Source organism: Winogradskyella sp. R77965 (assembly GCF_044594915.1).
Classification (GTDB): Bacteria; Bacteroidota; Bacteroidia; order Flavobacteriales; family Flavobacteriaceae; genus Winogradskyella.
Genome location: NZ_CP138990.1, coordinates 64,229 through 89,958, shown reverse-complemented (window position 1 = coordinate 89,958; position 25,730 = coordinate 64,229). Strand labels below are relative to the sequence as shown.

The 25,730-nt window shown below is 31.5% G+C and carries 25 protein-coding genes; 16 read left to right on the top strand and 9 right to left on the bottom strand.

The annotated features are described in order from the left end of the window. Positions 1-133: 133 nt before the first annotated feature. Both SJY34_RS00405 and SJY34_RS00400 read left to right on the top strand, forming a co-directional pair. The gene (locus tag SJY34_RS00405) at positions 134-568 is read left to right on the top strand and encodes an SRPBCC family protein (RefSeq protein ID WP_400077854.1); all 435 of its coding nucleotides are present in this window, start codon (positions 134-136) and stop codon (positions 566-568) included. After that, positions 561-800 carry a hypothetical protein gene (locus SJY34_RS00400; protein ID WP_400077853.1) on the top strand — a complete coding sequence of 80 codons (240 nt, stop codon included), beginning with the start codon at positions 561-563 and terminating at the stop codon, positions 798-800. Before SJY34_RS00405 ends, SJY34_RS00400 begins: the two co-directional genes overlap by 8 nt. Here the strand turns inward: SJY34_RS00400 and SJY34_RS00395 are convergent. Then, positions 797-1,969, bottom strand: coding sequence for a lycopene cyclase family protein (locus SJY34_RS00395; protein ID WP_400077851.1), 1,173 nt, complete (start codon positions 1,967-1,969; stop codon positions 797-799). The genes SJY34_RS00400 and SJY34_RS00395 overlap by 4 nt on opposite strands. 257 nt (positions 1,970-2,226) lie before the next feature. Here SJY34_RS00395 and SJY34_RS00390 point away from each other — a divergent pair, with 257 nt between their 5' ends. Next, positions 2,227-3,621 carry a DUF4932 domain-containing protein gene (locus tag SJY34_RS00390; RefSeq protein WP_400077849.1) on the top strand — a complete coding sequence of 465 codons (1,395 nt, stop codon included), beginning with the start codon at positions 2,227-2,229 and terminating at the stop codon, positions 3,619-3,621. A gap of 97 nt (positions 3,622-3,718) precedes the next feature. On the opposite strand, the gene SJY34_RS00385 is transcribed toward SJY34_RS00390, so the two are convergent. After that, the gene (locus SJY34_RS00385) at positions 3,719-4,441 is read right to left on the bottom strand and encodes an energy transducer TonB (protein WP_400077847.1); all 723 of its coding nucleotides are present in this window, start codon (positions 4,439-4,441) and stop codon (positions 3,719-3,721) included. A gap of 91 nt (positions 4,442-4,532) precedes the next feature. Next, positions 4,533-6,683, bottom strand: a complete 2,151-nt coding sequence (locus SJY34_RS00380; RefSeq protein ID WP_400077846.1) for a TonB-dependent receptor domain-containing protein — start codon at positions 6,681-6,683, stop codon at positions 4,533-4,535. Between the two features lie 234 nt (positions 6,684-6,917). Between SJY34_RS00380 and SJY34_RS00375 the strand changes: the two genes are divergently transcribed. Together SJY34_RS00375 and SJY34_RS00370 are read left to right on the top strand one after the other, a co-directional pair. Then, on the top strand, positions 6,918-7,412 hold the full coding sequence (locus SJY34_RS00375) for an RNA polymerase sigma factor (RefSeq protein WP_400077844.1): 495 nt from the start codon (positions 6,918-6,920) through the stop codon (positions 7,410-7,412). Between the two features lie 4 nt (positions 7,413-7,416). Beyond that, on the top strand, positions 7,417-8,031 hold the full coding sequence (locus SJY34_RS00370) for a hypothetical protein (protein ID WP_400077842.1): 615 nt from the start codon (positions 7,417-7,419) through the stop codon (positions 8,029-8,031). A gap of 3 nt (positions 8,032-8,034) precedes the next feature. On the opposite strand, the gene SJY34_RS00365 is transcribed toward SJY34_RS00370, so the two are convergent. Beyond that, on the bottom strand, positions 8,035-8,835 hold the full coding sequence (locus tag SJY34_RS00365) for a lysophospholipid acyltransferase family protein (RefSeq protein ID WP_400077840.1): 801 nt from the start codon (positions 8,833-8,835) through the stop codon (positions 8,035-8,037). Between the two features lie 49 nt (positions 8,836-8,884). After that, the gene (locus SJY34_RS00360; protein ID WP_400077838.1) at positions 8,885-9,526 is read right to left on the bottom strand and encodes an NUDIX hydrolase; all 642 of its coding nucleotides are present in this window, start codon (positions 9,524-9,526) and stop codon (positions 8,885-8,887) included. Positions 9,527-9,528: 2 nt separating this feature from the next. On the opposite strand from SJY34_RS00360, the gene SJY34_RS00355 reads away from it, so the two are divergent. The 10 genes from SJY34_RS00355 to SJY34_RS00310 all read left to right on the top strand — a co-directional run bounded on the left by SJY34_RS00355 (position 9,529) and on the right by SJY34_RS00310 (position 19,403). After that, positions 9,529-10,227: a peptidylprolyl isomerase gene (locus SJY34_RS00355; protein WP_400077836.1), complete on the top strand. Its 699-nt coding sequence runs from the start codon at positions 9,529-9,531 to the stop codon at positions 10,225-10,227. A gap of 165 nt (positions 10,228-10,392) precedes the next feature. Beyond that, positions 10,393-10,593, top strand: a complete 201-nt coding sequence (locus tag SJY34_RS00350; protein ID WP_400077834.1) for a hypothetical protein — start codon at positions 10,393-10,395, stop codon at positions 10,591-10,593. Between the two features lie 309 nt (positions 10,594-10,902). Then, complete coding sequence (locus tag SJY34_RS00345) at positions 10,903-11,808, top strand: helix-turn-helix domain-containing protein (RefSeq protein WP_400077833.1); 906 nt, start codon at positions 10,903-10,905, stop codon at positions 11,806-11,808. A gap of 92 nt (positions 11,809-11,900) precedes the next feature. Then, positions 11,901-12,662, top strand: a complete 762-nt coding sequence (locus SJY34_RS00340) for a type 1 glutamine amidotransferase domain-containing protein (RefSeq protein ID WP_400077831.1) — start codon at positions 11,901-11,903, stop codon at positions 12,660-12,662. Between the two features lie 11 nt (positions 12,663-12,673). Further along, the gene (locus SJY34_RS00335; protein WP_400077829.1) at positions 12,674-14,380 is read left to right on the top strand and encodes a serine hydrolase domain-containing protein; all 1,707 of its coding nucleotides are present in this window, start codon (positions 12,674-12,676) and stop codon (positions 14,378-14,380) included. A 47-nt stretch (positions 14,381-14,427) separates the two neighbouring features. Continuing rightward, positions 14,428-14,847, top strand: a complete 420-nt coding sequence (locus tag SJY34_RS00330) for a nuclear transport factor 2 family protein (protein ID WP_400077827.1) — start codon at positions 14,428-14,430, stop codon at positions 14,845-14,847. Positions 14,848-14,888: 41 nt separating this feature from the next. Continuing rightward, complete coding sequence (locus SJY34_RS00325) at positions 14,889-15,890, top strand: serine hydrolase domain-containing protein (protein ID WP_400077825.1); 1,002 nt, start codon at positions 14,889-14,891, stop codon at positions 15,888-15,890. A gap of 3 nt (positions 15,891-15,893) precedes the next feature. Continuing rightward, on the top strand, positions 15,894-16,349 hold the full coding sequence (locus SJY34_RS00320; protein ID WP_400077823.1) for a YybH family protein: 456 nt from the start codon (positions 15,894-15,896) through the stop codon (positions 16,347-16,349). A gap of 56 nt (positions 16,350-16,405) precedes the next feature. Then, positions 16,406-18,094, top strand: coding sequence for a serine hydrolase domain-containing protein (locus tag SJY34_RS00315; RefSeq protein WP_400077820.1), 1,689 nt, complete (start codon positions 16,406-16,408; stop codon positions 18,092-18,094). Between the two features lie 52 nt (positions 18,095-18,146). Then, positions 18,147-19,403 (top strand): serine hydrolase domain-containing protein, encoded by a 1,257-nt coding sequence (locus tag SJY34_RS00310; protein ID WP_400077816.1) that lies wholly within the window; start codon positions 18,147-18,149, stop codon positions 19,401-19,403. A gap of 73 nt (positions 19,404-19,476) precedes the next feature. Here SJY34_RS00310 and rimO read toward each other — a convergent pair whose 3' ends face one another. Both rimO and SJY34_RS00300 read right to left on the bottom strand, forming a co-directional pair. Continuing rightward, the gene (rimO, locus tag SJY34_RS00305) at positions 19,477-20,781 is read right to left on the bottom strand and encodes a 30S ribosomal protein S12 methylthiotransferase RimO (RefSeq protein WP_400081429.1); all 1,305 of its coding nucleotides are present in this window, start codon (positions 20,779-20,781) and stop codon (positions 19,477-19,479) included. 118 nt (positions 20,782-20,899) lie between these two features. After that, positions 20,900-22,558: an amidase family protein gene (locus SJY34_RS00300; RefSeq protein WP_400077814.1), complete on the bottom strand. Its 1,659-nt coding sequence runs from the start codon at positions 22,556-22,558 to the stop codon at positions 20,900-20,902. 135 nt (positions 22,559-22,693) lie between these two features. On the opposite strand from SJY34_RS00300, the gene SJY34_RS00295 reads away from it, so the two are divergent. Next, complete coding sequence (locus tag SJY34_RS00295) at positions 22,694-24,235, top strand: fibronectin type III domain-containing protein (protein ID WP_400077812.1); 1,542 nt, start codon at positions 22,694-22,696, stop codon at positions 24,233-24,235. A gap of 71 nt (positions 24,236-24,306) precedes the next feature. Here SJY34_RS00295 and ftsY read toward each other — a convergent pair whose 3' ends face one another. Together ftsY and SJY34_RS00285 are read right to left on the bottom strand one after the other, a co-directional pair. Then, complete coding sequence (ftsY, locus tag SJY34_RS00290; RefSeq protein ID WP_400077810.1) at positions 24,307-25,281, bottom strand: signal recognition particle-docking protein FtsY; 975 nt, start codon at positions 25,279-25,281, stop codon at positions 24,307-24,309. A gap of 106 nt (positions 25,282-25,387) precedes the next feature. Continuing rightward, a complete protein-coding gene (locus SJY34_RS00285; RefSeq protein ID WP_400077808.1) occupies positions 25,388-25,657 on the bottom strand; it encodes a hypothetical protein in 270 nt (89 codons plus the stop codon). Between the last annotated feature and the right edge of the window lie 73 nt (positions 25,658-25,730).

Genomic DNA, 25,730 nt, shown 5'->3' with positions numbered 1-25,730 from the left:
AAATAAATTCGCGAAATATTAAATGCTTATTTGAACAATTAAAAACGTATTAACGTCGATAAGATTAAACTATTGCTGAGACATTTTATACTTTTATAAAAATTCCCTATCAATGCAGTACAAAACTGAAATTTTGATTAAAAAACCAATTGCTGAAGTCATTAAAAAAATGAATTCTGCAGAAAACATGAAACATTGGCAAGAAGGATTAGTAAGTACTGAACATATATCTGGAATACCTGGTGAATTTGGGGCAAAAATGAAATTAAACTACAGTTTCGGAAAGCGGAAAATGGAAATTACCGAAACTATTACCAAACAAGATTTTCCTCAAGAATTTCATGCAACCTACACTACTAAAGGCGTTCGTAATATTCAGGAAAATTATTTTGAAAGTACAAAAGAAGGCTATACAAAATGGATTGCTAACAATGAGTTTCAACCAACTACATTTGTAATGAGCGCTATGCTATTTCTAATGCCTAGGGCGTTTAAGAAACAAACCAAAACATATATGACAAATTTTAAAAATTTTGTTGAACAAGGAACTTCAGTATCTAATGCGTAAACTTAAATTAATCTGGGATTTTAGAGGACCTGTTAGCCAAAAAACTGCTGAACACCATTTAATTCATCTTAAAGAATACATACAAATTGAGGCTTTAGATATTACCATTACTGGTGTAGAAACTTTAAGTGAAATGCATAGTATAGCATATTTAGTTGTGGATGAGGCAATGATGAAACCAATTAGAGATGCTCTAAAACCTCATAGAGGACAGGTTTATTCTAACACCTAAAATAATCGCTTAAAAAATGCTTGAATAAAATGCTTTGGTGGTACAGATAATACAATCTTTAAATCTTCAAGTAAACTAGACTCCTCATCAAGAAACTTAAGAATAGTTTTAGTATTAGCTTTTCTAAACATTGAAGAAAAGATGGCAGATCCTTTTTTATTATGATTGGCCAATACATCCAAAAATATTAAATCATAAAATCTATATTTTGTCTTTTTACAAAACTTTGATAAGTCATTTTCTCTCTTTAAAAATGCAACTAATTCCTTAGTCTTTTTTGATGTGTTTTTAAACGTATAGCCTGTACTTGCCTTAGTCCATCCGCCAGCTGTACCAATATTTAGAATATGCTTAGAATTTAGCTCTGAAAATTTAAACGAGGTCATAGGAATTGAGCCTATTTCCTTTTCTATAATATCATAATCTATAATGCCTTTCTCTTCTAAATAATTGACGATTGCCTCTTCGTAGTCTGACCGCTTTAATAAATCTTTAGAAAATAAAGTATATTCAAACAATGCTGTTTTTTTATCGATTGGCAACACATACATAAAGCGTGTGTTTCCTTTTTGTGGCAAATTAAAATCCATAAAAGTTGCCTTAGAATCATCAAAAGTGTCTTTTGAAGTGCGCACAAACCAACCTAAGAAATGCTGACGGATTAATGGATACTTATCCTGAAAATTACAAGATTCGAAAGTAGATAGGCTGGTAAATAGCTTAGAAGCATAGAATATTTTTTTAGTTGTGGTAATTTCATTTTCATTAATCCTTTCTAATGCAATAACCTCAACGCCATTCTCTACTTCTTTAAATGAAGAAACATGCTCATTTTGAAAATTAAAATTAGGTTTAGCGTTAATTGAAGTCCAAAGTGACTCGTAAAATGCTTCACTTCTAATCATTTTGTAATTAAATGGTGCAATAGGAATTGTTTTAGAATATGTATCACTACCAAAATAAATGTGCGACCAACTTTTAGTTAATAAGTGATCCCATTCCCCTTCACCATCTTCCCAATAACACCAAGTTCTGTCATTCTTTTTATCTTTTAATCGATCTATGATTAAGATAGATTTATCATCGAAAAAAGCATCTTGAGACATTCTATATGCCAACATTAATCCTGAAGCTCCAGCTCCTAAAATGATGTAATCGTATGTATTCAACTTGATGCTTTATAAATTATAAATGTAAAACTAAGTCATTTTCTTTTGATCAGTTAATAATAATTTTGACTTTCTTAGAATTATAGATAATACTAGCCAAAACATAGAATATGTCAGTCCCATTTAAGTACTGCCTTTGGTCATTAATTAATACTTCGTGCTTTTTTAAACTCTTATATCAAATAATAAAAAATTGAAAAGCAACCATCTGCTGAAATTTTACGTCTTTATATATACAATCAAAAAACCAACATATAATGGCAAAAAAAATTACAACAATCATCCTATGTCTTTTTATAGTAAACTGTGGAAATAGTAATAAAAAAGACAATCCAACAAAAACAATTGAGAACAATCCTATTGTTTTTAATACAAACACTAAGGACATATCTATTTTATATAACGAGCATATAATTCCATTTACAATTGTTAGCGATAAATTGAATTTTCCTTACACTGGAAATACTAATAAAGTTGCATTTGCTGCACAAAATGATACAATAAGATTTGACCTTACTCCGGGCAAGTCAATCCTAGTAGATTTCATTATAAATAAAAAAGATACCATTACCGCGACTGTAGTTGGTGCATCAAAACCTGTTTCATACAATAAAAAATATATAGAAGAAAATACAGGAAGCTATAAGGTGTTTGCACCTGAGGTACATGAGTTAGTTAATATAGCTATTGCATTAACAAAAAGAGGAAGAGAGGATTCTAACATGATTAATTTAACATCTAATTATTATAAGAGTGTCATTAATCATTTCGAAAAATTTGAAGATCATCCACTTTTAGATTCTCTAAACAAGAACGTTACAGGAAATTTTAATAGTAGTTATAACTATTATTATAATATTAAAATGAATGCTTGTATGTATTCTTTTGAAAAAAATAAGATTGTAAATAATAGTCCTTTTAATAGATTAGGCTTTGAAGACAGTAACTATTTAGAAGAATTGATTCCATTATTGAATGACTTCGCTCAAAAATCTAGCTTTGAAATATTCTACAAAGAAAATGAAGATTATTACGAGTCACTTATAAGTTCTTACTATCGATTAGTTCCATTAAAAAAAATGTGGAAATGGATAGAAGAAAAATTTCCAAATAGATATCAATCTTATAAAGTTTACTTTTCCCCATTAGTTGGCGGTGCTCATAGTACACACGAGTTTTCTGATAATGAATTTAATGAAACATTTATGTTTATTAATGCTCCCATCTTAAGTGATACATATTCAACCAAAGAAAAAGAAGCGCTTTTATCTAGAATTGTTTTTACAGAGATAGATCATAACTATGTCAACCCAATGTCTAGCGAATTTCCCGAGACAAGTTCTATTTTAAACCCAATAAAATGCTGGAATAGTGATGAATCTCAATGGTATGGTAACTCATCATCAACTTTTAATGAATACATGACTTGGGCGATTTACACACTTTACATGTATGATAATTTTGATATAGAAACATTTAAAAAAGCTAATATAGATTATACATCCGTTATGGTTAATGGAAGGGGATTTCATAAGTTTAAAGAGTTTAATGACTTCGTTTTAATCTGGTATAAAAACAATCCTGAAAAACCAATAAAAAAATTATATCCTGAAGTTATAAGATGGATAAAAAAAGAGAATTGTGAAGATTAAATTACTATGTAAATATTTAAAAAAACAAAATCCCATTTCTGGGATTTTGTTGTCAATCAAGATATTCTAAACCAAACATTTATAATTTAATTAGCTTTTACATGTCTCTTAATTTAAAGTTTATTGGAATACTATATGGTACACCAACACTTTTATTACGTTGTTTACCAGGAATCATTTTTGGTAATAAGCTAATAATACGTTCTGCTTCTGTCTCTAAAAGTTGATCTGGTCCTCTAGTTTTTATTTTAGTAACTTTACCATTCTTATCTATTAAGAAAAATACAAATACTCGTCCTTGTATGTTTAATTCAGCTGCAGCATTTGGATATCTAAAGTTTTTTTGAAGATGCTCTTGCATTTTTTTCTGAAAACAAGCTCTTAACTCGTCATTATTTCCTTTACAACCTGGAAATTGAGGCACTTTTTCAATAACCGCAAAAGGTACTTCTATATCTTCCTCAACCTCTGCTACTTCTACCTCCTCAACACTTACAACATCTACAATAATATCATCTTGTCCTATTTCTGTACTCTCAACTACGGTTTCTTCAACATCGTCAACATCTTCTACTACTGTAATCGCTTGAGTAACGACTTGCTTAGGCGGAGGTGGTGGCGGAATATTGATGGTTGTTATTGGTATATCTTCATCAAATTGGTCATCTAACATTAAGATATCAATCTTAGTACCTTCTGTTTCGTAAGTCTTATGTTCTAATCCTAAATATGTAAGGAGTAACATTACATTTAAGCCAACAGCAAAATATAAACTGCTGTTTCGACCTACATTGGCTTTTGGGTTTTTTTTGAGTTCCATGACGTTTAATTTTATAGTATAAAGTTAATCATCATTATTCTCAAAAATTATGACAAAAGTCATGTCTGACTAATTTTCAATATTTTAACATTTATAAGTTGTCGAGTTGATTATCGGTTCCATCATCACTAATCGTCCAAAAGAAACCAACAAAAAAGAATTGATCTGCTGCAGGTGTTAGTGCTCTCCTATTAAATTGACCATTAAAATCTGGTGTATCTGCATATTGATAACCATTGATATTCCTAAAACCTAAAACATTATTGACCGAAAAATATAATATCTTCTGCGGACTCAACAAATAAGCCCAGTTAACACTTAGACTGTTAAATGCTTTTGTTCGTTCTGATAAGAAATCATTAGTATTTGGGTTGGTATATGGTCGACCCGATGAAAACCCATAACTTAAACCTACTTGGCTTTTCCAATCTTCTATCCAATACTTGCCTACAACAGAAAGATTATGATTTGTAGCAAAATTAGGCTGTGCTGATGTTTCAAAATTTCTATGATTACGTTCTGTATCTAAATATGAATAACTTACCCAATAATCAACATTCTTAATACTTGTATTATCTCGCCAGAATAAATCCATCCCTTGAGCATAGCCATTTCCAGAAGAATTAAAATTAGTATCAAAGTTTTCAAATTGCGTGTCAAACTTTACTAAATTATCATAATCCTTTCTATACGCCTCTGCTCTAAATATTTTTCCATCGTTTACATATTGATAGTTTAATATATAATGTGATGTTTTTTGCGCTTTTAAATTTTGTTCAAATTTTAAAACTGCACTATTCGGATTCTGAAAAAAGTTACCGTAAGCCAGAGAGAACTGTCCATTTTCTGAACTTTTATAGGCAATCGCAGCTCTTGGCGCAATATCTGTAGTACTAAATATAGAACTATAATCTGCTCTCAATCCCACTTTTAAAGCCAATTTTTTAGAGAATATAAGATCGGCTTCTGCAAAACCTGCTGTTATATTATTCTTGTAACCATAAGTTGCATCAATCGAGCCATCTTTAAAGTTTTCGTCAAAATCAGTAATAAACTGTTCTGCTCCAAAACTGAGTTTAAATCGACTGCTGAAACGTTTTCTTAGTTTAAACTTTGCATGTATCGAATTTTCAATATCCTTAATATCGCTAGTTTGAATACCCAAATCTGTTTCTGCATAGGTATAACTTAATCCGGTTTGAAGACTCCAGCTGTTTCCAAGACTTCCTCTATAGGATGTGTTTAAATAGAAATTATCATTATTTAGCTTAAAATCTAATCCTTCTTCTAAGTTTATATCTTCTTGAGTTAATTCGAATTTAGATGTATCAAACGCTGCATAGAACTTCAACATTCCATTATTAAGACGTTGTCTAAAAACCGTTTCGCCTTGAGCCCCTTGATATGGTGTTTCCCAATCATTTCTATCTTTAAATACAGCTAAATATGGAGCTAAATTGATATATGTGGCATTAAAGCTCAGTGATGACTTCTCCCATTTTTGTGTATTTCCCAGAGCAGCACCAACAGTCATAATTCCGATATCAGTTTTTTCTTGGTCTGGCTCATCAATAGTATTTAAAAGTAATACGCTAGATAATGCTTGTCCAAATTCTGAAGAATAACCTCCAGTTGAAAATGTAATTCCATCAAACAAAAAAGGCGAATAACGTCCACGAGTAGGAATATTGTTTGTTGTTGGTGAATACGGTGTAAAAACTCTTATACCATCAATGAATATTTGAGTTTCGTCTGCACCTCCACCTCTAACAAATAATCTTCCATCTTCAGCAACATTAGATGTTCCTGGCAAGGTTTGTAACGCACCTACAAAATCGCCTAAAGCACTTGCTGTCGTTACAACATCTAGCGGTTTTAGAACAGAAACTTTGCTGTTATCACTAGCCTCAAATGTACCTGCGCTTAAAACTACAGCATCTAAAGTCTCAACATCTTCTCTTAATTTAATTTGAAGGTTTGATAATTTTGAGACATCATCAACAATTGTTTTCGTTTCAAAAGATAGAAATGAGATGATTAAATTTTGAGTACCCTTTTCTTCAGTTGTAAATGAAAACTTACCATCTTCTATAGTAGTAGCTCCGTCATAAGTTCCTTCTAAGTATACATTTGCTCCAATTATAGGCTGATTTTTATTGTCTACAACTTTTCCTGAAATGGTGGTTTGAGCATTTCCGAAAGTGAATAAAAAAAGGATTATAGTTGTTATTAAATACTTCATTTTTTGATTGATTATAAAAGTTCGTTTTTGATTGATAGTACAAACTTGAAGTTTTTTTAATCAAGAACGAATTCTATATTACTGAATTGTAATATTTAAATGATGAATTGAATATATTTGACTATACTATGGAAATCAGTATTCTTAAATTATCAATTTATGGAAATAATTAAAATTTACTGTAACAAACTCTAGCGTATTACTACTAATTGAATAACTAACCAATTTCATCAATTGAATAAAGAACTAGAACATAGTTTTGTGGAGCAGTTGCAAAAGCATCAAAACATTGTACATAAGGTATGCCGTTTATATACCAACAATGCAGATGCGCATAACGACTTGTTTCAGGAAATAACAATCCAACTGTGGCGCGCATTCCCTAAATTTAGAGGAGACTCAAAATTTAGTACATGGATGTATCGTGTAGGATTAAATACTGCTATTACGCTTTATAGAAAATCGAAACGTAGAATCAATACGCAAGAGTTTGATGCAGTTGAATTTAAAATTAAAGCAGAGGAATATGATGATACCGAAGAACAACAACTAAAGTTACTTTATAAAGCAGTACACCAGTTAAATGATATTGAAAAAGCTTTGGTGTTCTTGTATTTAGAAGACAAAGACTATAGAGAAATAAGCGCAACTTTAGGTATAAGTGAAGTCAATGCACGAGTGAAAATGAATCGTGTAAAAAAGAAATTAAAAACAATATTAAATCCGTAATAGTATGGATGAATTAGAATTATTAAAGAAGGATTGGAATAAGATTGATGAAAATTATCCTACCCTATCCTATGATGAGATATATAAAATGACACATGCTAAATCATCCAGTATTGTAAAATGGATTTTTTATATCAGTATGATTGAGCTAGGTATTGGTTTATTATTAATCTTAATAAACCCTCGAATTGATAACCAAATTGTTTACCCTCAATGGCTTGAAATAATAGGATATTTAACAATTCCTGTTATTCTATATTTCATATTCATGTTCTATAAAAATTATAAAGCTATAACCTCAACAGATAATGTTAGAAAATTAATTAAGAGTATTATAAAAACTAGAAAAACAGTGAAGCACTATGTTTTATTTAATCTTATTTTTTCTGGAATCTTTTCTGCTGTTGCAGTTTTTATTGGTTTCACCCAAGCATCTGGTGGTTTTGAAAAGTTTAATGAAACTGCACACTTTAAAGAATATGCAATATTAATATTAGCAATTCTACTGTTTACCGTACTAATTATAGGTATGGTTTATGGGATTTACTATTTGTTATATGGTATCCTTCTTAAACGCTTAAATAGAAATTATAAAGAATTAAAAAAATTAGAAGTATAGAAATCACCAATCCCTAAGTTCCTTATTCAAGCGCTCTTTTTCTTCTATTTCTGCTTGAGGAATAACTTTTAAGAACGAAGGATGTTGCTCAATAGCATATTCTATCTTTTCTACAATATCAGCAATAGATTCATTTTCATAATCAATTTGTAAAGGCTCTTTTACTTCAAAAGATTGATATATATTTTTCTTTTTAATCCGTAGTCCTTTTTTATCAAAAGAGCGTCTAAAACCGTCGATGACTATTGGAACTACGAGTGGCTGGTAAGTTTTAATAATATGTGCAGTACCTTTCCTAATAGGTTTGAAAGGAGTTGTCGTTCCTTGTGGAAATGTAACAACCCAACCATCATCTAAAGCTTTTTTAATCGCAGTAATATCGCTCATCTTAACTTGACGATTTACATCTTTACCTTGTGATCTCCATGTGCGCTCTATACTTATGGAACCTGTGTAAGCAAATATCTTTGGTATTAAACCAGACTTCATCGTCTCTTTAGCGGCCACATAATACATATTTAACTTAGGATTCCACAAATACCCGACGTTCTTAATATTATCTAAACGTCCACTTAAACTTGCATTAAATACATGAAACATAGCAATAACATCTGCAAAATAAGTCTGGTGGTTAGAAATAAACAACACATTTGTATCTGGAAGATTCTTGATAATTTCAGAACCTTCGATCTGTAAATCATTAAAACCTCTAAAACGTCTATGCGTTAATAATCCGAGGATTCTAATAAGCCATTTTTTGACCCAAAGTATATGTCCAAAAGGATTTTTTTTGAATAATCCCATAGTTAATTTTCAAAATTTAGTCAATTACAAAGGTAATGACAATGATAAGTTATAAAACCTGTTTTAACAAGTCTTTTATTTCGCCAAGCATCATAGCCGTCGCTCCCCAAACAATATGTCCATTGAGTTTAAATGCCGGGACATCTACTTCTACATCAAAAGATGTTGGCACTTTGGCATTTATAGAATTAGTTTCATCTAAAAAATTTAACAAGCTTACCTCTATAATAGCCTCGACCTCTTGATCTTGTTTTATAAAATTAGGAGTAGATTCAGAAATGGCTATGTAAGGGTGTACTATAAAATTACTTGGAGGAATGTATAATGGAGACATTGTTTTAATAACATTCATCATGGCTTCTGGCACTCCTACCTCTTCTCTGGTTTCGCGCATCGCAGTTATCATTAGGTCCTTATCTTCGTCTTCGTATCTACCACCAGGAAACCCAATTTGTGCAGAATGAACTCCTTTGTAGGTTTTGCGGAGAATCAACACCAAATAGGTTTCACCCTTATTATTAGGATAAAATAGCGCCATTACTCCAGCTTTTTTAGCAGTTTTGACTTTTTCCTTCATTTTTTCTGCTAACTCTAATCGATATGGAGGAGACATTTTTGCATGCGATATTTCGCCCGAAAGACTGAGATGTTTTATTTTTACTACAGATTCTAAAAACGAATTAAAAAGCATTTATGAGATTCCTATTAAGTCTGTGTATTATACTATTGTTCATAAGTTGTGAAGATAAGCAAACTTCAAAACAAACTGAAAAGTCTGATAAAAAAGATTCGGTTGCAGAAAAGACAATGGCAATACCTAAACCAAAAGCTTCAGAATATCCAAAGCTTACAGACAAAAATGCCATGGAATTCTTTTTAGAATACGAAAAAGAGCATAAAGAAAATAAGGTCAGAATCACAACAGACTTTGGGACTATAGACATTCATCTTTACGATAAAACCAAATTTCATCGCGCTAACTTTATATATCTCACCAAACGTAAGTATTTTGATGGTACACAGTTCTATAGAGTGGTTAAAAACTTTGTGATTCAAGGAGGAAGTAGCGATGATTACAACTTAGCTAAACGTCGTCGTAAAATAGGGAAATACTTACTACCACCTGATACAAAACGTGGTTATACACACAAACGAGGAGCGGTTTCAATGCCAAGTAGCGAAATTGAAAATGCTTATAAGCTAGCGTCACCTTTTCAGTTTTTTATCATTCAACGACCAGGTGGTGCTGACTATCTCGATAAAGATTATACCGTTTTTGGAGAAGTCATTAGCGGAATGGATATCGTAGATAAAATCAATAGCGTTAAAACCGATGATGGTGATTGGCCCTTGCACAACGTATATATCAGAAAAATAGAGATTATAAAATAATTTAGAATCTTCATTTATAATTTCAGTAACTTATTTTCATACATATTCTAAACTAACAAATCATGACTTCTAAATCAATTAAAGTTGCCATTTTAGGCAGTATGATTCTGTTTGCAGGAAGCGAAATGAGTTTAATAAAGTATTGACAAATTTTATGGAGTCTAAATGACAACGAATTACGTTTCTATCGATGAAAATTTAATGGAAACCATTAAAAATATTCCTAGAAAATGGGTGCCAGCCGAAAATGCTGACGGAGAAAAAATGGAGCAAGAATTAGTGTTTACCTTTGGACCAAGAAATGGATGCCATTGGTTAAAACAAAAGCTTGTAGATAAAACAACTCACAATCAAATAAAATGTTAGTAATAATATTCTTATTTGGTTTCGTTTTACAGGACTCATAATATCATAGCGGTTTATTAATAAGACACTCAATTCCATGTATAAGTCACAAAAAGCATCTTAAATATTTCTATATATTTTATTTGAAAGACTATTTTTTTATAGATTTGATTATTAATCAATCAATAGTCTTATTTGGAAGTCAGTAGAGAACTTTTATTCTTTTTTAGCGCTTTAGGTGCTTTTAATGGTATTGTATTAAGTTTTTATTTCATTTTTTTTGCAAAACCTAAACACATATCTAATATTTTTTTAGGATTTTTTTTAGGGATGCTAAGTATACGTGTTGGTAAATCTGTATTCTTTCATTTTAACCCTGAGTTATCGATTCATTTTTTACAGTTTGGGCTAACTGCATGTTTTTTTGTAGGTCCATTTTTATATTTCTATGTAAAATCAATTACAAATACTTCTAATAAGAAATTTAAAACCTGGAAGTATCATTTAGCGCTCTTAATTCCTATTGCACTAATAACAGGATTTTTATATCCTTTTAAAACCAATATAGATTTATGGAGACCTCACATCATAAACAGCATATATATACAGTGGTTTATTTATATTTTAGCGTCATTATATCTTATAAGGGATCGCATCAAAAATCTACTTAACAAACAGAGTAAACCATCGAGTTTAGATATTTGGTTGTTGAGCATTTTAATTGGTAATATATTGCTCGTCTCATCTTATTACTTTACAAGTTTTGTAAACTATATATCTGGAGCACTTACATTCTCGTTCTTATTATATCTTCTATTGTTATTCGTCTTTTACAATAAGAAAAGTAAGTCTGTTCTCTTTAATTCTTTAAATAAATATGCTGATAAGAAAATAGCTACTAATGAAGCGTCTCAATTAATTATGAAATTAAACACAGTGATGCAAGACGATTCAGTATACAAAAATGCTAATCTAAAATCTTCTGAAATTGCTAAAAAAGTTGGTTTGTCTACACATCAATTTTCACAATTACTGAATGACAATCTAGGTAAGAATTTTGCCTTATTTATAAATGAATATCGTATTGACGCAGCAAAATTAATGCTTCAAAATAATAACAATTTAACTTTAGAAGCAATTGGCTACGAATGCGGCTTCAACTCTAAGTCTACCTTTTTTACTACGTTTAAAAAGTTAGTAGGCACGACTCCAGCAAATTTCAGAAAACAAAAATAGAGTTCTATTTTATAAATCCGAACTTCGAATTTATAACTCAAAAACACTTTAACTTACAAATATTAGACATTGTTGAAAACTAAAAAACAACAATGCGACTACTTCTTATTTTATTTTTAACACTAGTATACTCCGGATGCTCAGATTCATCACATATTGACAAGGTTAATTCTAAAGACAACATTCTATTTATAGTTTCTAACCAACATTATTATGGTCAAACAGATATGAATGCTGCTAACCATTTTGGTGAAATTGTTTTTGCTTACGATGTATTAATAAACCAAGGTTATCAAGTAGATTTTGTTAGCCCAAAAGGTGGCGCTATACCAATTGGATATTTATCCACCTCAGATAGTATTCAGAAAAAATATATTTATGATGCTACCTTAATGGGAAAACTTAAAAACACCTTAAAGCCAGAAAATATTAGTTCTACCGATTATAAAGCTGTTTATTATGTTGGTGGTGGAGCAGCCATGTTCGGAGTTCCAGAAAATGAAAGTATTCAAAATATTACAATGTCTATTTATAATAATAATGGTGTCGTCTCTGCAGTATGTCACGGCACTGCTGGTATAGTAAATTTAAAAACTAAAGACGGAAATTACCTCTATGCAGGAAAGCAGGTCAATGGATTTCCTGATCAATTTGAAAATAAAGAAGCTGACTATTACAAAACATTCCCTTTTTCTATAGAAGAAACAATTAAGGAACGAGGTGGGAAATTTACCTACTCTAAAGAAGGTTGGGATAACTATTTTAAGGTAGAAGAAAGACTTATTACAGGTCAAGATCCTACTGCAGCAGCTTCTGTTGCTAAGAAGATCATTCAGACACTAAAGCAATTATGAACTATAGAGCCATGAAATATTTATTCACAACACTTTTATTTTTTTTAACCATGATTTCTTTTTCGCAAGAAATCCAAAAAAGACAAATAACAACGGCTCAGATTGATGCTATTTTTTCCCAATGGGACACAAAAGATAAACCTGGAATAGCTGTAGGTATTCTTAATGATGGCAAAATCGTACACGCTAAAGGTTATGGTCTAGCAAATTTAGAACATCAGATTCCAATAAACGCTGAAACCAAATTCCATATTGGAGATCTAGCCAAGGAATTCACTGTTTATGCACTTTTGCTGTTAGAACATCGAGGACAACTTTCGCTTCAAGATGATATTAGAAAGCATATACCCAAATTGAAAGCTTTTACTCAAACCATTAGCATCCAACAGTTGATTCACCATACAAGCGGATTAAACAATGATGAAGTTTCTAAGGCTCTTGCTGGCTGGAGAACAGAAGATGTTTTCACTAAGAAACAGGCATATGCAATGATTTTAAATCAAGCGAAATCGCTACCTAATAAAAATATTGAGCAACGGTTTACAGACACTGGTTTTATAATTCTAGAAGACCTTATCTCTAATATTAGTAAAATGTCATATAGCGACTTTGTGACTAAAGAGATTTTTGAACCTCTTGGAATGACAAATACAGTATTTGATATCCAAGGAACAGTAATTAAAAACAAAGCTCAAGGCTATTTTGCGCAAAATGACAACTATGTTAATGCGACGACGAACTATAAACATACGATCTTATCAGATGTATATACTACAATAGTAGATATGTGTTATTGGGCAAAAGAACTCGAAGACCCAAAAATAGGGACTAGACTAATGGTAGAAAAATTTGATGGTTTGTCGGTTGTTAATAATAAAAAAGTAGAACAGGTCAATTTAGCGCTATATACAGGAGGACATCGCTTTTGGAATTATAGAGGTGCAAAAAAGTTATACCACGTAGAAGTGGCAGGCGGATATGCTAGTAAATTAATTCGCTATCCAGAGTATAATCTAGCAGTTGTTGTTATGGGAAATGATGGAGCTTATAACGGAGCTGCTGCTACAGGAGTTAGTGAACTCTATATTGAGGATTACTTGGAAGCTCCAACATCTCAGGAATCCACAAAAATTGCTTCTAAAAAATTATCAAAAAAGCAACTTACAGCATTTGTAGGTGATTATTGGGATATAGATAACCATACTTCAAGAAAAATTCATTTTGTAAACGATACTCTAAGATACTTTAGAGGTCCAGGAAATGAAAGTCCACTTATACCTCTTGCCAATACATCCTTCAAAATGATTACAAGAGGAGAGGTAATGGTAAGTTTCGATTCTAAGACTGTTCCCAAAACAATGTCAGTAAAAGTCGGAGATGATACCTTCAGTATGATTGCATATAATAAGAATGCTAGCTGGAGTAAGGATCTAGATGCATATACTGGAAATTACTATGCCTCTGACTTAAATACTTCCTATGCTTTATCTGTTGATAAAGGTAACCTCATACTTAATCACCCAAGGTTGGAGTCTGTAAAATTAGATCCAAAAATAACTGACCTGTTTTCTGGAGATACTAGACATTTTTCGTCTTTAAAATTTGATAGAGATACAGACGGAACTATAAAAGGATTTGAACTCGCTACTAATGGAATTAATAACATATGGTTTGAAAAGCAAAAACCCGCTAATGAAAATTTGGTAAAAACCAAATGAAGTAAAATCATAAAAATATAATTGAAGCACTCTAAAAACTAAATAAAATGAAGTACAAAATAATATTAACTATACTACTAACAGGATTACTTTTTACGGATTCTCAATCAGAAATCGAACAAATCAATAGTGTACTTTACGACTACATAGAAGGCACTGCCAATGGTGAGCCTGATCGCTTAAAACGTGCTTTTCATGAAGATTTTAATCTCTACTTTGTACGAGAAGATTCCCTACAAGTTTGGTCTGGCAAACAATATGTCGCTAATGTAAAAGCCGGTCAGAAAAGTAATCGTATAGGGAAAGTCTTATCCATAGACTATGAAGGTGATGCTGCTATGGCTAAAATTGAAATATTAATGCCTACAAGGAAACGTATTTACACAGACTATCTAATGTTACTTAAAACGAATAAGCAATGGAAGATTATTCACAAATCATTCACCTTTAAAAACTACCCTGAATAATAATTATAATGAAAAATCAATCATTAATCATTTTCATGTTAATGCTTTGTACAGTTTTTTCAAATATAAGCTGCCAATACAACAGTATTGATGAGTATTTAGAAGAGCAATATATTAATGGAAAACTCAATGGTAATGTACTCGTTGTAAAAAACAATGAGGTTTTATATGAAAACTCTTTTGGTATTGCACACCCCCAAACAAAAGAAAAATTAACGGCTGCACACCGTTTCAATATCGGTTCAATCTACAAGGAATTTCCAGGAGTGGCTGTGATGCAGCTTTTTGAAAAAGGGAGTCTAAATCTTGATAATATGGTAGGTGATTACTTGAATGATTTGCCTGCTTGGGCTTCTTTAATAAGCATACAACAACTATTCCAGTACACTAGTGGATTGCCAAAGGTACCTTGGGAAAATTATACTGAGAGTAATAAACCTGTTACAGAAGAATTAATTCTAAATGATTTAAAAAGGGTAGAAGAACTCTCCTTTGAACCAGGTTCGGATTATCTATATTCAAACTATAACCCATTGTTGTTAACGCTTATCGTTGAAAAGGTTAGTATGCTATCCTTCGAAGATTATGTTCATCAATATATCTTTAAATCGGCAAAAATGATCGATAGCTATTTTGCCAAGCGAACACCGTACGAAGATGAAAAATTACCGGCCGTAGCATTTGATGAGAACTATAATCCCTATCCTTTTATTATTCACGAGTCAAAGTTTCTGATGAGTTTTACTACGAAGGACCTTTATCAGTGGCTCTATCATTTACATAGTTATCAATTAATATCAAAAGAGTCTTTAAAGTTCCTTTCTGAGAGAGAAGGCTCACAATCCCCCTTGGGAGTTCTAGAATGGGATGACAACATGTTAGAAGTTCATCATCATCATGGAGAAAGTGGAAACTACGAAGCTGTCATTAGATACTACCCAGAGGATGATTTGTATATCGTGATTTTAAAAAATCAAAAGTTTTTTAATGTTATAGATATGGCAGATGAGATACATGATATAGTAACCAGTAATAAAAACTAAAAAATGAAATATTTAATTATAATAGTCTTAGCTCTAGCGACCTATGGTCAATTACAAAGTCAAACCTTAAAGGGTAACAAAGAAGATATTCAGACCATATTGAAAAACACGGAAGCCTTTTCTGAATACGTCATGGCTTCAGATTACGATAAAATTGCCGCTTCTTATACTAAAGATGCCAAAATCTTCCCTAATAATACAAAGATTCTAAAAGGTGAAGATATTATCAAATATTGGACTTTACCAGAAGGTATTAGTACATCGTATCACAAAATCACGCAAACTGAAATAACCATTGTTGAAGATACAGCTTACGACTATGGTTATTATGAAGGAAAAACGAAACACAAAGATGGACGCATATCGTCTTGGCAAGGAAAATATGTTATTGTCTGGAAAAAAATAGATGATAACTGGAAAATGTATTTAGATATATGGAATAGTGTTAAATCAAAATAACTCACTCAACTAGAGAATAAATTAAAATTATTCAACTTTAAAAACTATATAGAATAATGCTTAAGTCTATAATCTATTTATTTATAATTTGCTTTACACTAACATTAACATCTCAAAACGAGCAGGTATTTGATAGCATCTTTTCCCAGTGGAACGACAATACAAAACCGGGAGGAACTGCGGGAATAATTAAAGACGGAAAAGTTATTTACCTAAAAGGTTTCGGTAGTGCTAATATTGAAAACAATGAACTAATAACACCTCAAACAAAATTTCAATTGGGTGAAATGTCCAAGCAGTTTACCTCTTTAGCTATTCTTATTCTAGAAGAGCAAGGAAAAATCTCTCTAAACGATGATATTCGTAAATACATACCCGAATTACCTGTATATGAATACACGATAACTATTGAGCATTTACTTAATCATTCTAGTGGTTTGCATGATATAAATCGAGTGAGTAATATTATTAATGGGACTATGAATATATCAACCCAAGCTAAAGCTCTTAAATTAATCGCATCTCAAAAGGCACTTTCATTTAAACCTGGAACTGATTTTTCGTTTCATGAATCTGTTACGGAATCTGTATTAATGGCAGAAATAGTTTCAAAAAGTTCAGGTCAATCTTTTGCAGAGTTTGTTAAATCTAACATTTTTGAACCTCTTGGAATGGAAAATTCTGTAATTAGAGATGATAGTAGCGCTATACTTACTAATGTTGCTCAGCCTTATCAGAAAGAAGACGATGAAAATTATAAGAAACTTGAAGTTCGTAGCAGTGTTGTTGGTGCTATTAACGCATATACTTCAGCAGAAGATCTTTCGATATGGTATTTAAATTATATGAATCCTAATGGTAACCTTGCTCAATTAATCCAAAAGCTAGATACACCAGTTCAACTTTCTAACGGTAAAAAATTCGTTTATTATTGGGGAGAAATGGCAATCGGACGCGAATTTACACATCCTGAAAGAGGGCTTCCTATATTTTGGAACTATGGCTTACAAGGTGGTTATGGTACTAATGTATTTCGATATATTGATCAAAACATCATTTCTTTCGCTTTGGGAAATAGCAACCAATACAATGGAGGTTTAGCTCATAATGCTGTAGATGTTTTTGTTAAAGATCTTTATCCTTTACCAGTCGAAATTGATTTTGAAGCTAAAAAAATAAAAAAATTAAGTACTCAAAAACTAAAAGCTTTTGAAGGTCATTATTGGTTTAAAGAAGGTTATGCTTCTGAATTATTTGTAGAAAATGATACATTACGCACAAAATGGTTATTTAGTCCTAGAAACAGATATCAAACTTTAGTTCCATTGTCTGATAATACATTTCAACAATATGCAGAAATGGAAGATCAAAGGCTTTTTAAATTTAAAAAAGAAGGTGATGACATGACACTTTTCTTTACATATAATGAAAGTAGACCAGACATTATGGAACGCTACGAACCTGTAAATCCATCAGAACAAGCTTTGCAATCATATGTCGGAACCTATTACAATAATGAGTATTCATTACTTTTCTCTTTTCATTTAGAAGATGGTCAATTAGTTGCAAGTCATCTAAATCATGAAGACATTATGTTTAGACCCATAAAAAAAGATGTGTTTACTAGTACTTCGATGTTCTTTAATGCATTAGAATTTGTTCGAGGAAAAACAGGTAATATCAAAGAATTTACAATAAAGACTGATGGTATAGTAGACATGGTCTTTAAAAAAATAAGTTTGTAACCAAACTTTGAGTTCGTCGTCTTAATTATAGACTCATTCAATCAATCAAAAAATGAAAGGCAAAAAATTACTAAAGAAAATAGTATTAGTCCTAACTCTATTAATAATTGGATTTATATCTTTTCTTCTATATCAAACTAAAGATGATATAAATGCAGACCTAACTAATATAGAAGAAAAATTAAACAGTTATTATAATTCAACTAAAATGGGTGGATTTGCCGTTTCTGTATTTAATGCAGATAGTATTATTTATTCAAAAGGATTTGGCTATGCTAATAAACAAGATAAAAAACCTTACACTACAAATACGCAACAGTATATTGCTTCTATATCTAAAACTACAATAGGTATTGCATTAATGAAAGCTGAAGAATTAAAATTATTAACTATTGATGACCCCATAAATAAGCATCTTCCTTTTAAAATTTACAATCCAAATTTCCCTCAGGATGAAATTACAATTAAACAGTTAGCCACACACACATCTTCATTAGATTATAATGAATTAGTTGTAGAATCACTTTATATAGAAGAAACCGAAAAGAAGAAAACCTTGAACTCATTTATGAGTGATTATTTCAAACACAATAAATATGGGACTGTTAAGTTTACCAAATTTAAGCCAGGTACGGATTGGAATTATTCGAATATTGGTGCAAGTTTAGCAGCTTATATTATTGAAATTGTATCAGGAACTTCTTTTTCCGATTTTACACAAACTAACATTTTCAATCCTCTTAAACTAAACAATACATACTGGACAGAATCTGAAAGTGATTCTTTAATACACACCAATTACTATGAACCTAGTGGAGATTCAATTACTAATGTGCAAACAAGTGGTGTAATATTATACCCAAGTAGAGATATGATTACTAATATAAAAGATTTAACTAAATACTGTCAAGCAATAATATCAAGAAATAATAATCTTTTGAAGCCAGATTCTTTTAACAAACTACTTTCGCCACAATTAAATAGCTCAATTACCAATCTTGAAGACGACAGCAATGGAATATTCTTTATGATAGATAGAAACAACTATGGAATTACTTATCAACTCACGGGAATGAGTGGCGGAGACAATTGTATTCAAACAATGATGTGGTTTGATTCTAAAACAGAACTTGGGTATATATTTTTGGGAAATACCGGATTCAGTAAATTAAATAGATCAAATCATAATTTGGTTTATAATGCTTTAGTAAGTTTAGGATATAACTATACAATGGACAATTCTTCAATAGGGAAGAAAATTCAACTTAAATGGCATAATGTATACAATAGAGTAAGAGCACTGTTTTAGTTAAATAGATACCATTTATCTATTATTACTAACTTAATTTATCTACTATCTTGAAGGAATCTCTATAATTTTATTATACCACAACCTCACCATAAAGATCAAAATCCTCAGCCTCAATTACTTTTATCATAGCAAACTCACCTGTTTTTAAATAGGTTTCTGAAGCGTCAATACGTACTTCGTTATCTACGTCTGGCGAATCATATTCTGTACGACCTACAAAATAACTCCCTTCTTTTCGGTCTATAACGACTTTAAACTCCTGCCCTATTTTAGCTTGGTTTAATTCCCAAGAAATCTGAGATTGAATTTCCATAATCTCATTCGCACGTTGCATCTTCACCTCTTCTGGTACATCGTCTTCTAAATTGTAGGCATGTGTATTTTCTTCGTGAGAATACGTAAAACATCCTAAACGCTCAAAACGCATTTCTTTTACCCAATCTCTAAGGGTTTCAAAATCTTCTTGTGTTTCACCTGGATACCCAACAATCAATGTCGTTCTGATAGTCATTTCAGTTACTTTGGCTCTGAATTCTTTAAGTAATTTTGTGGTCTTTTCTTTGGTTGTTCCACGGCGCATACTCTTTAATATAGAATCTGAAATATGCTGCAACGGAATATCTAAGTAATTACAAACTTTAGGTTCGCGATTCATCACATCTAAAACATCCATAGGAAAACCAGTTGGAAATGCATAATGCAAACGAATCCATTCGATGCCTTCAACTTTAACCAAATGTTCTAATAACTCTGCAAGATTTCTCTTTTTATAAAGATCTAAACCATAATAGGTTAAATCTTGTGCAATAAGGATTAATTCCTTTACACCATTAGCCGCTAATTTTTCAGCTTCAATTACTATGTCTTCTATTGGAGTACTTTTATGCTTACCTCGCATTAAAGGAATAGCACAAAAACTACAAGGTCTGTCACAGCCTTCAGCAATCTTTAAATACGCATAGTTTTTTGGAGTCGTCGTTAAACGCTCACCAATTAACTCATGCTTATAATCTGCGCCTAAAGCTTTTAATAAACCAGGTAACTCTGTAGTTCCAAAATACTGATCTACATTCGGGATTTCCTTTTGTAAGTCTGGTTTGTAGCGTTCACTCAAACAACCTGTTACAAACACTTTATCGACTTCACCATCTTCTTTCTTTTGCATGTACTCCAAAATAGTGTTCACGCTTTCCTCTTTGGCATTATTAATAAAACCACAAGTATTAATCACCACAACGTTTCCTTCTTGCTCGTGCACAACATCTTTACCACTCGCTTTAAGTTGCCCCATGAGCACTTCGCTATCGTAAACATTTTTACTACAGCCAAGGGTTATAACGTTGATTCTGTTTTTTTTAAGAGTTTTTGTACGCATATTCATTTCCCACAAAAGTGGGAATCTCATTTATTAGTAACGACTATTCGTTTTCAGTTTGCAAAGATAGACAATGATTTACGATATACTATGTTATAAATTTAGATTGGTGAAGTTCTTAATTATAATTTTTTGGTGCTATACGCATTTTAGAAGCCTGTTCGTAAACATAAGCCCATTCTAACAATTGTTTTTCCTGAAGTGGCTTAGCTATAAAAGTTAAACCTTTTGGTGCACCATTTCCTGCGTAACCCATCGGAACCGTTAATGCAGGATACTCAGCCACTGCCGCAAAAGCGGCATGGTAATTATTAATGGATAAGAAACCATCGAGATTATGAGTTTTCATAGGATTATCAAAGTATTGCTTTCCATTGGTACTTAAAGTATCTTTTATACGCTCTAAATAACGAGCATCTCCTCTATCATTTGCAATACCTTTAAATAAACTCTGGCCATAAGGCATAGTTTTTAAAGAGTCTTTTAAATTAAAATCCATCACATCAGAAACTGTTCTCAAATCAATATTTTTGTTAGCATAACCTTCTATGTAAGTTGGTAAATCTTTTTTCATATCTAGATTTAAAAGACGTAAGAAATTTGGGAGACCAACCTGTTCTTCATCGATTTCTACAATCTCAGCTCCTTGTTCTTTTAATACTTTTAATGCGTTAGAATATAACGTATCTGTAAGTAATCGCTTTGGTGCTCCAAAACGTTTTCCTGCTAAAGCGTTAGTCGAAGACATACCATAATAAGTTTCAGAGTTTTCTATAGTCATAGATTTTGAATCCGATTTGTCATAACCATAAATAGCATCGAGCAGAATAGCATTGTCAGTAACTGTTTTTGTAATTGGGCCAGCAGTATCTAAGGTAGACGAAATAGGTACTATGCCACTTCGACTTACTAATCCTATAGTTGGTTTTAAACCTACAGTAGAATTCTGACTAGCAGGTGATAAAATAGAACCTGCTGTCTCACTTCCGATTGCAGCAACGCAGAAATTAGCTGCTACAGAAACACCGCTTCCAGAGCTCGAACCACCAGTATCAATAATTCGTCTTCCATAAGGATTTAGGGTTTGTCCACCAATAGCAGAATAACCACTAGGACAATCGCCACAAAAGAAATAGGCCCATTCACTAAGGTTGGCTTTTCCTAAAATCAAAGCACCATTAGATTTTAATTTATCAACTATAAACGCATCTTCGGTAAAATTATCTTTTAAAGCGACTGCTCCGGCTGTAGTCGCCATATCTAATGCGTTTACATTATCCTTTAAAAGGATTGGCATTCCGAATATAGGATGCTTCCATTTCTTATTTATAAAATCTCTATCCTTAATTTTTGCTTGCTCAATAACATTAGGATTGATAGCAATTACTGAGTTTAATGATAATTCATTTTCTCTATCAAACTTTCGTATACGATATAAATAGAACTTAGTTAATTCTACATAGGTAAATTTGCTACCTCTTCTATTATTTTGAAGTGTAGTAATATCCTGTTCTAAAACAAAAGGTTTTAGGCGACTGTAATCTGCTTCTGTAAAATCAGCTAATTGCGGGTTTATAGCTTCCCAGATTTCTGCCTTAGTTAAGTTTTTAGAATCTAAGACTTTAAATTCTCGGAAATCTTTGGTAGAAATTGCACTTAAGTCTGAAGATGCTTCATTAGTTTCAGAATCTACATCTGGTGTTTTAGTCTCTGATAATTTAGAGTTTTTACATGAACATATAAAAATGAAAGCTATTAGAAAAAAGAAATTACGCATGGTTAGTATTTTTTATAAAAATACGAAATGAAAATAGCTTTGAACTCTTTAAAATAACTCAAAATACATTTAATCTACTTTTTTTGGTCAGATAAAATATTTCCTTTAGCTTTAATTTATATATTTTTAACCAATATGAAAAAGTTTTTTTTAATTCTATTCTTAGCTTGTCTGAGTTCTGGTTGTACCGATGATGACAATAACACAAATATCAATCCACCAACTAATATATCTAATACATCTATTACAAGCAATTCAGTTATAATAAACTGGGATTCTGGGCAGGAGAATAGCACATATGAAATAGAATATAAAGAATCTGGATTCAATCAAGGATCAGGTAATCTCCTTACCACAGACAGTAATCAAATAACGTTAACAAATTTAGAGAGTAGCACAACTTATGACTATTATCTTAGGACTAATTTTAATAATACTTACAGTAGTTGGGGAGGTCCTTTTAGTTTCACAATCCTAGATCTTTGCTCGGTACCAACCAATTTATCTGTATCAAATATTATGGCAGGCAATACTTCTGGTTGTGTGATTACTTTAAATTGGTCTTCAATTTATGATAATGCCACATATGAAATAGATATGAGATTTGCTGAAGAAGATATAGATGATGAGACTATTTTTTTTCAGATATACACAACAGATACCAATATTACTCTCGATAGAATAATAATGAATACAGAGCTTGTTGTTAATGTAAGAACAAATTGCGATGATAACAATTATAGTGAATGGTCAGAACCTGTTTTTTTTCGCTGTCTAAGATCAGGATGTAATGATGGAGACATAAGTAATTTATTTGCTGATAATATTACCCAAAATAGCGCAACGCTATCTTGGGATGCTAATCAACAATTTGTATATCATGAATCGTTTGATATTGAATATGGAATTTCAGGATTTAATTTAGGACAAGGAACTTTAGTATCTACGACTGACACAAGTTATGATTTAGATAATCTTCCTTCTGGAACTGAATTTGATTTTTATGTCAGAGGCATTTGTCTTGACTCCAATTCTTTACCAAATTTTGAAGGCCCTTATACTTTTACAACACAAAATGATGGCTGCTCAATACCAATGGATTTACAGATACTTAATACTTCTGTAGATGGAACACACGAACTTCAATGGTCTATCATAGGGAACTCTGACGATGTGCTAAATTATGAGTTAGCAGTTGTAGAAGTAGATGTTCCGTTTAATCAAGCTACTATCATAACCATACCAAATAACAATGCTACATTAGTTGGATATGATTTTAATCCTAATAATTACAACCTTTTACAAGACACAACATATCGTATATATGTCAGAAGTGTTTGTACAGATGGCACTTCTAGTATTTATATTGGCCCTATTTTTTTTACTACTGATATTACTTGTGATATAGTAGATGTCGAATTTGTCACTAGCGATATGCCAAACACTATTTCTATTGAATACAGTAACCTTAATGACAATGCAACGACTGAAATAGAATATGGCGAAACTGGATTTGAAATTGGGACTGGGACTATATTTGGGGGGAGCAATGGCCAGTTTATCTACAAAGAAATAAATAATTTATCATCGGGTATTTACGATGTATATCTTCGGTCAAATTGTGGTAATGACGTTCATAGTGAATATGTTCTAAGGACAGTTACTGTTTCTGATTAAAATATTTATTTAATACAGAAGATAATTCCAATATTATGTTTAATCAAACCCCTGTCAATGAAGGAATTTAATTACTTAAAAAAAGAATCCACAAATTCATACTTATTAAAGACTTGTAAATCTTCGATACCTTCACCTACTCCAATATATTTAACAGGGATTTGAAATTGGTCACTTATTCCAATTACTACTCCACCTTTTGCCGTTCCGTCTAATTTAGTAACAGCTAAAGAGGTCACTTCGGTTGCTGCAGTAAATTGTTTCGCTTGCTCAAAAGCGTTTTGCCCTGTAGAACCATCTAACACTAATAATACATCGTGTGGTGAATTATCTACAACCTTTTGCATCACTCGTTTTACTTTTGTGAGCTCATTCATTAAGTTCACTTTATTATGCAAACGACCTGCTGTATCAATGATAATAACATCAGCATCTTGGTTAACACCAGATTGTAAAGCATCAAAAGCTACAGAAGCAGGATCAGATCCCATTTCTTGTTTTATCATTGGAACATCTACACGATCTGCCCAAACTTGTAATTGGTCTATTGCAGCAGCTCTAAATGTATCGGCAGCACCAAGAACAACCTTGAGACCTTTCTTTTTAAACTGATAAGCCAATTTACCAATGGTAGTGGTTTTACCAACTCCGTTAACACCAACCACCATAAGTACATATGGTGTTTTAGAACCATCCTCTTGTGCAGGCAACTCAGGAATAGTGTATTCTGTTTCTTCGCCAGATTTAGTTTCTGAAAGTAACGCTGCAATTTCCTCCCTTAGAATCTGATTTAGTTCTGAAGTTCCTAAATATTTATCCTTTGCAACACGTTCTTCAATACGTTCGATGACTTTTAGGGTAGTATTAACACCAACATCACTGGTCACTAAGATTTCTTCAAGATTATCTAAAACATCATCATCTACTTTAGATTTTCCAGCAACAGCTTTATTTAATTTATTGAAAAAAGAGGATTTAGATTTCTCTAAACCTTTATCTAGGGTTTCTTTCTTTTCAGAAGAAAATATTTTTTTAAAAAAACTCATTTAATTTGTATTTGCTTAACTAATTGCAACAATCCTGCCTTAAAAGGTCTGCTGCTAAGATGTCATATATGAAATAATAAAGTTTAATTTTTTTAAACACATCACTTTATACATCTAATGTTATGTCTTCTTTTTTATATTTTTTATGTGCTATTTTCTTTTTTTCTAAAATCGCATAAAATTTTCGAGGAGATATTTTAAGATCTTTTGTAATATCACTAACTTTTTTCTTTCGTTTTTTATAAAGCTTTAAATTCTCATTTATTTTTTTATTAAAATAATGATCTTCAAGTTTCTTTACAATTTGTAGTTCAGTTAAATTAACTTCATTGGCATATTTCTCTATTTCAGATTTAATATTTGATAAATTACTCATAGGTTTCGCTTTGAAGGTTCAGCTTTGATGAATACTAATAATCAAATATAGCCATAAAAAAACTGCTTTCAAA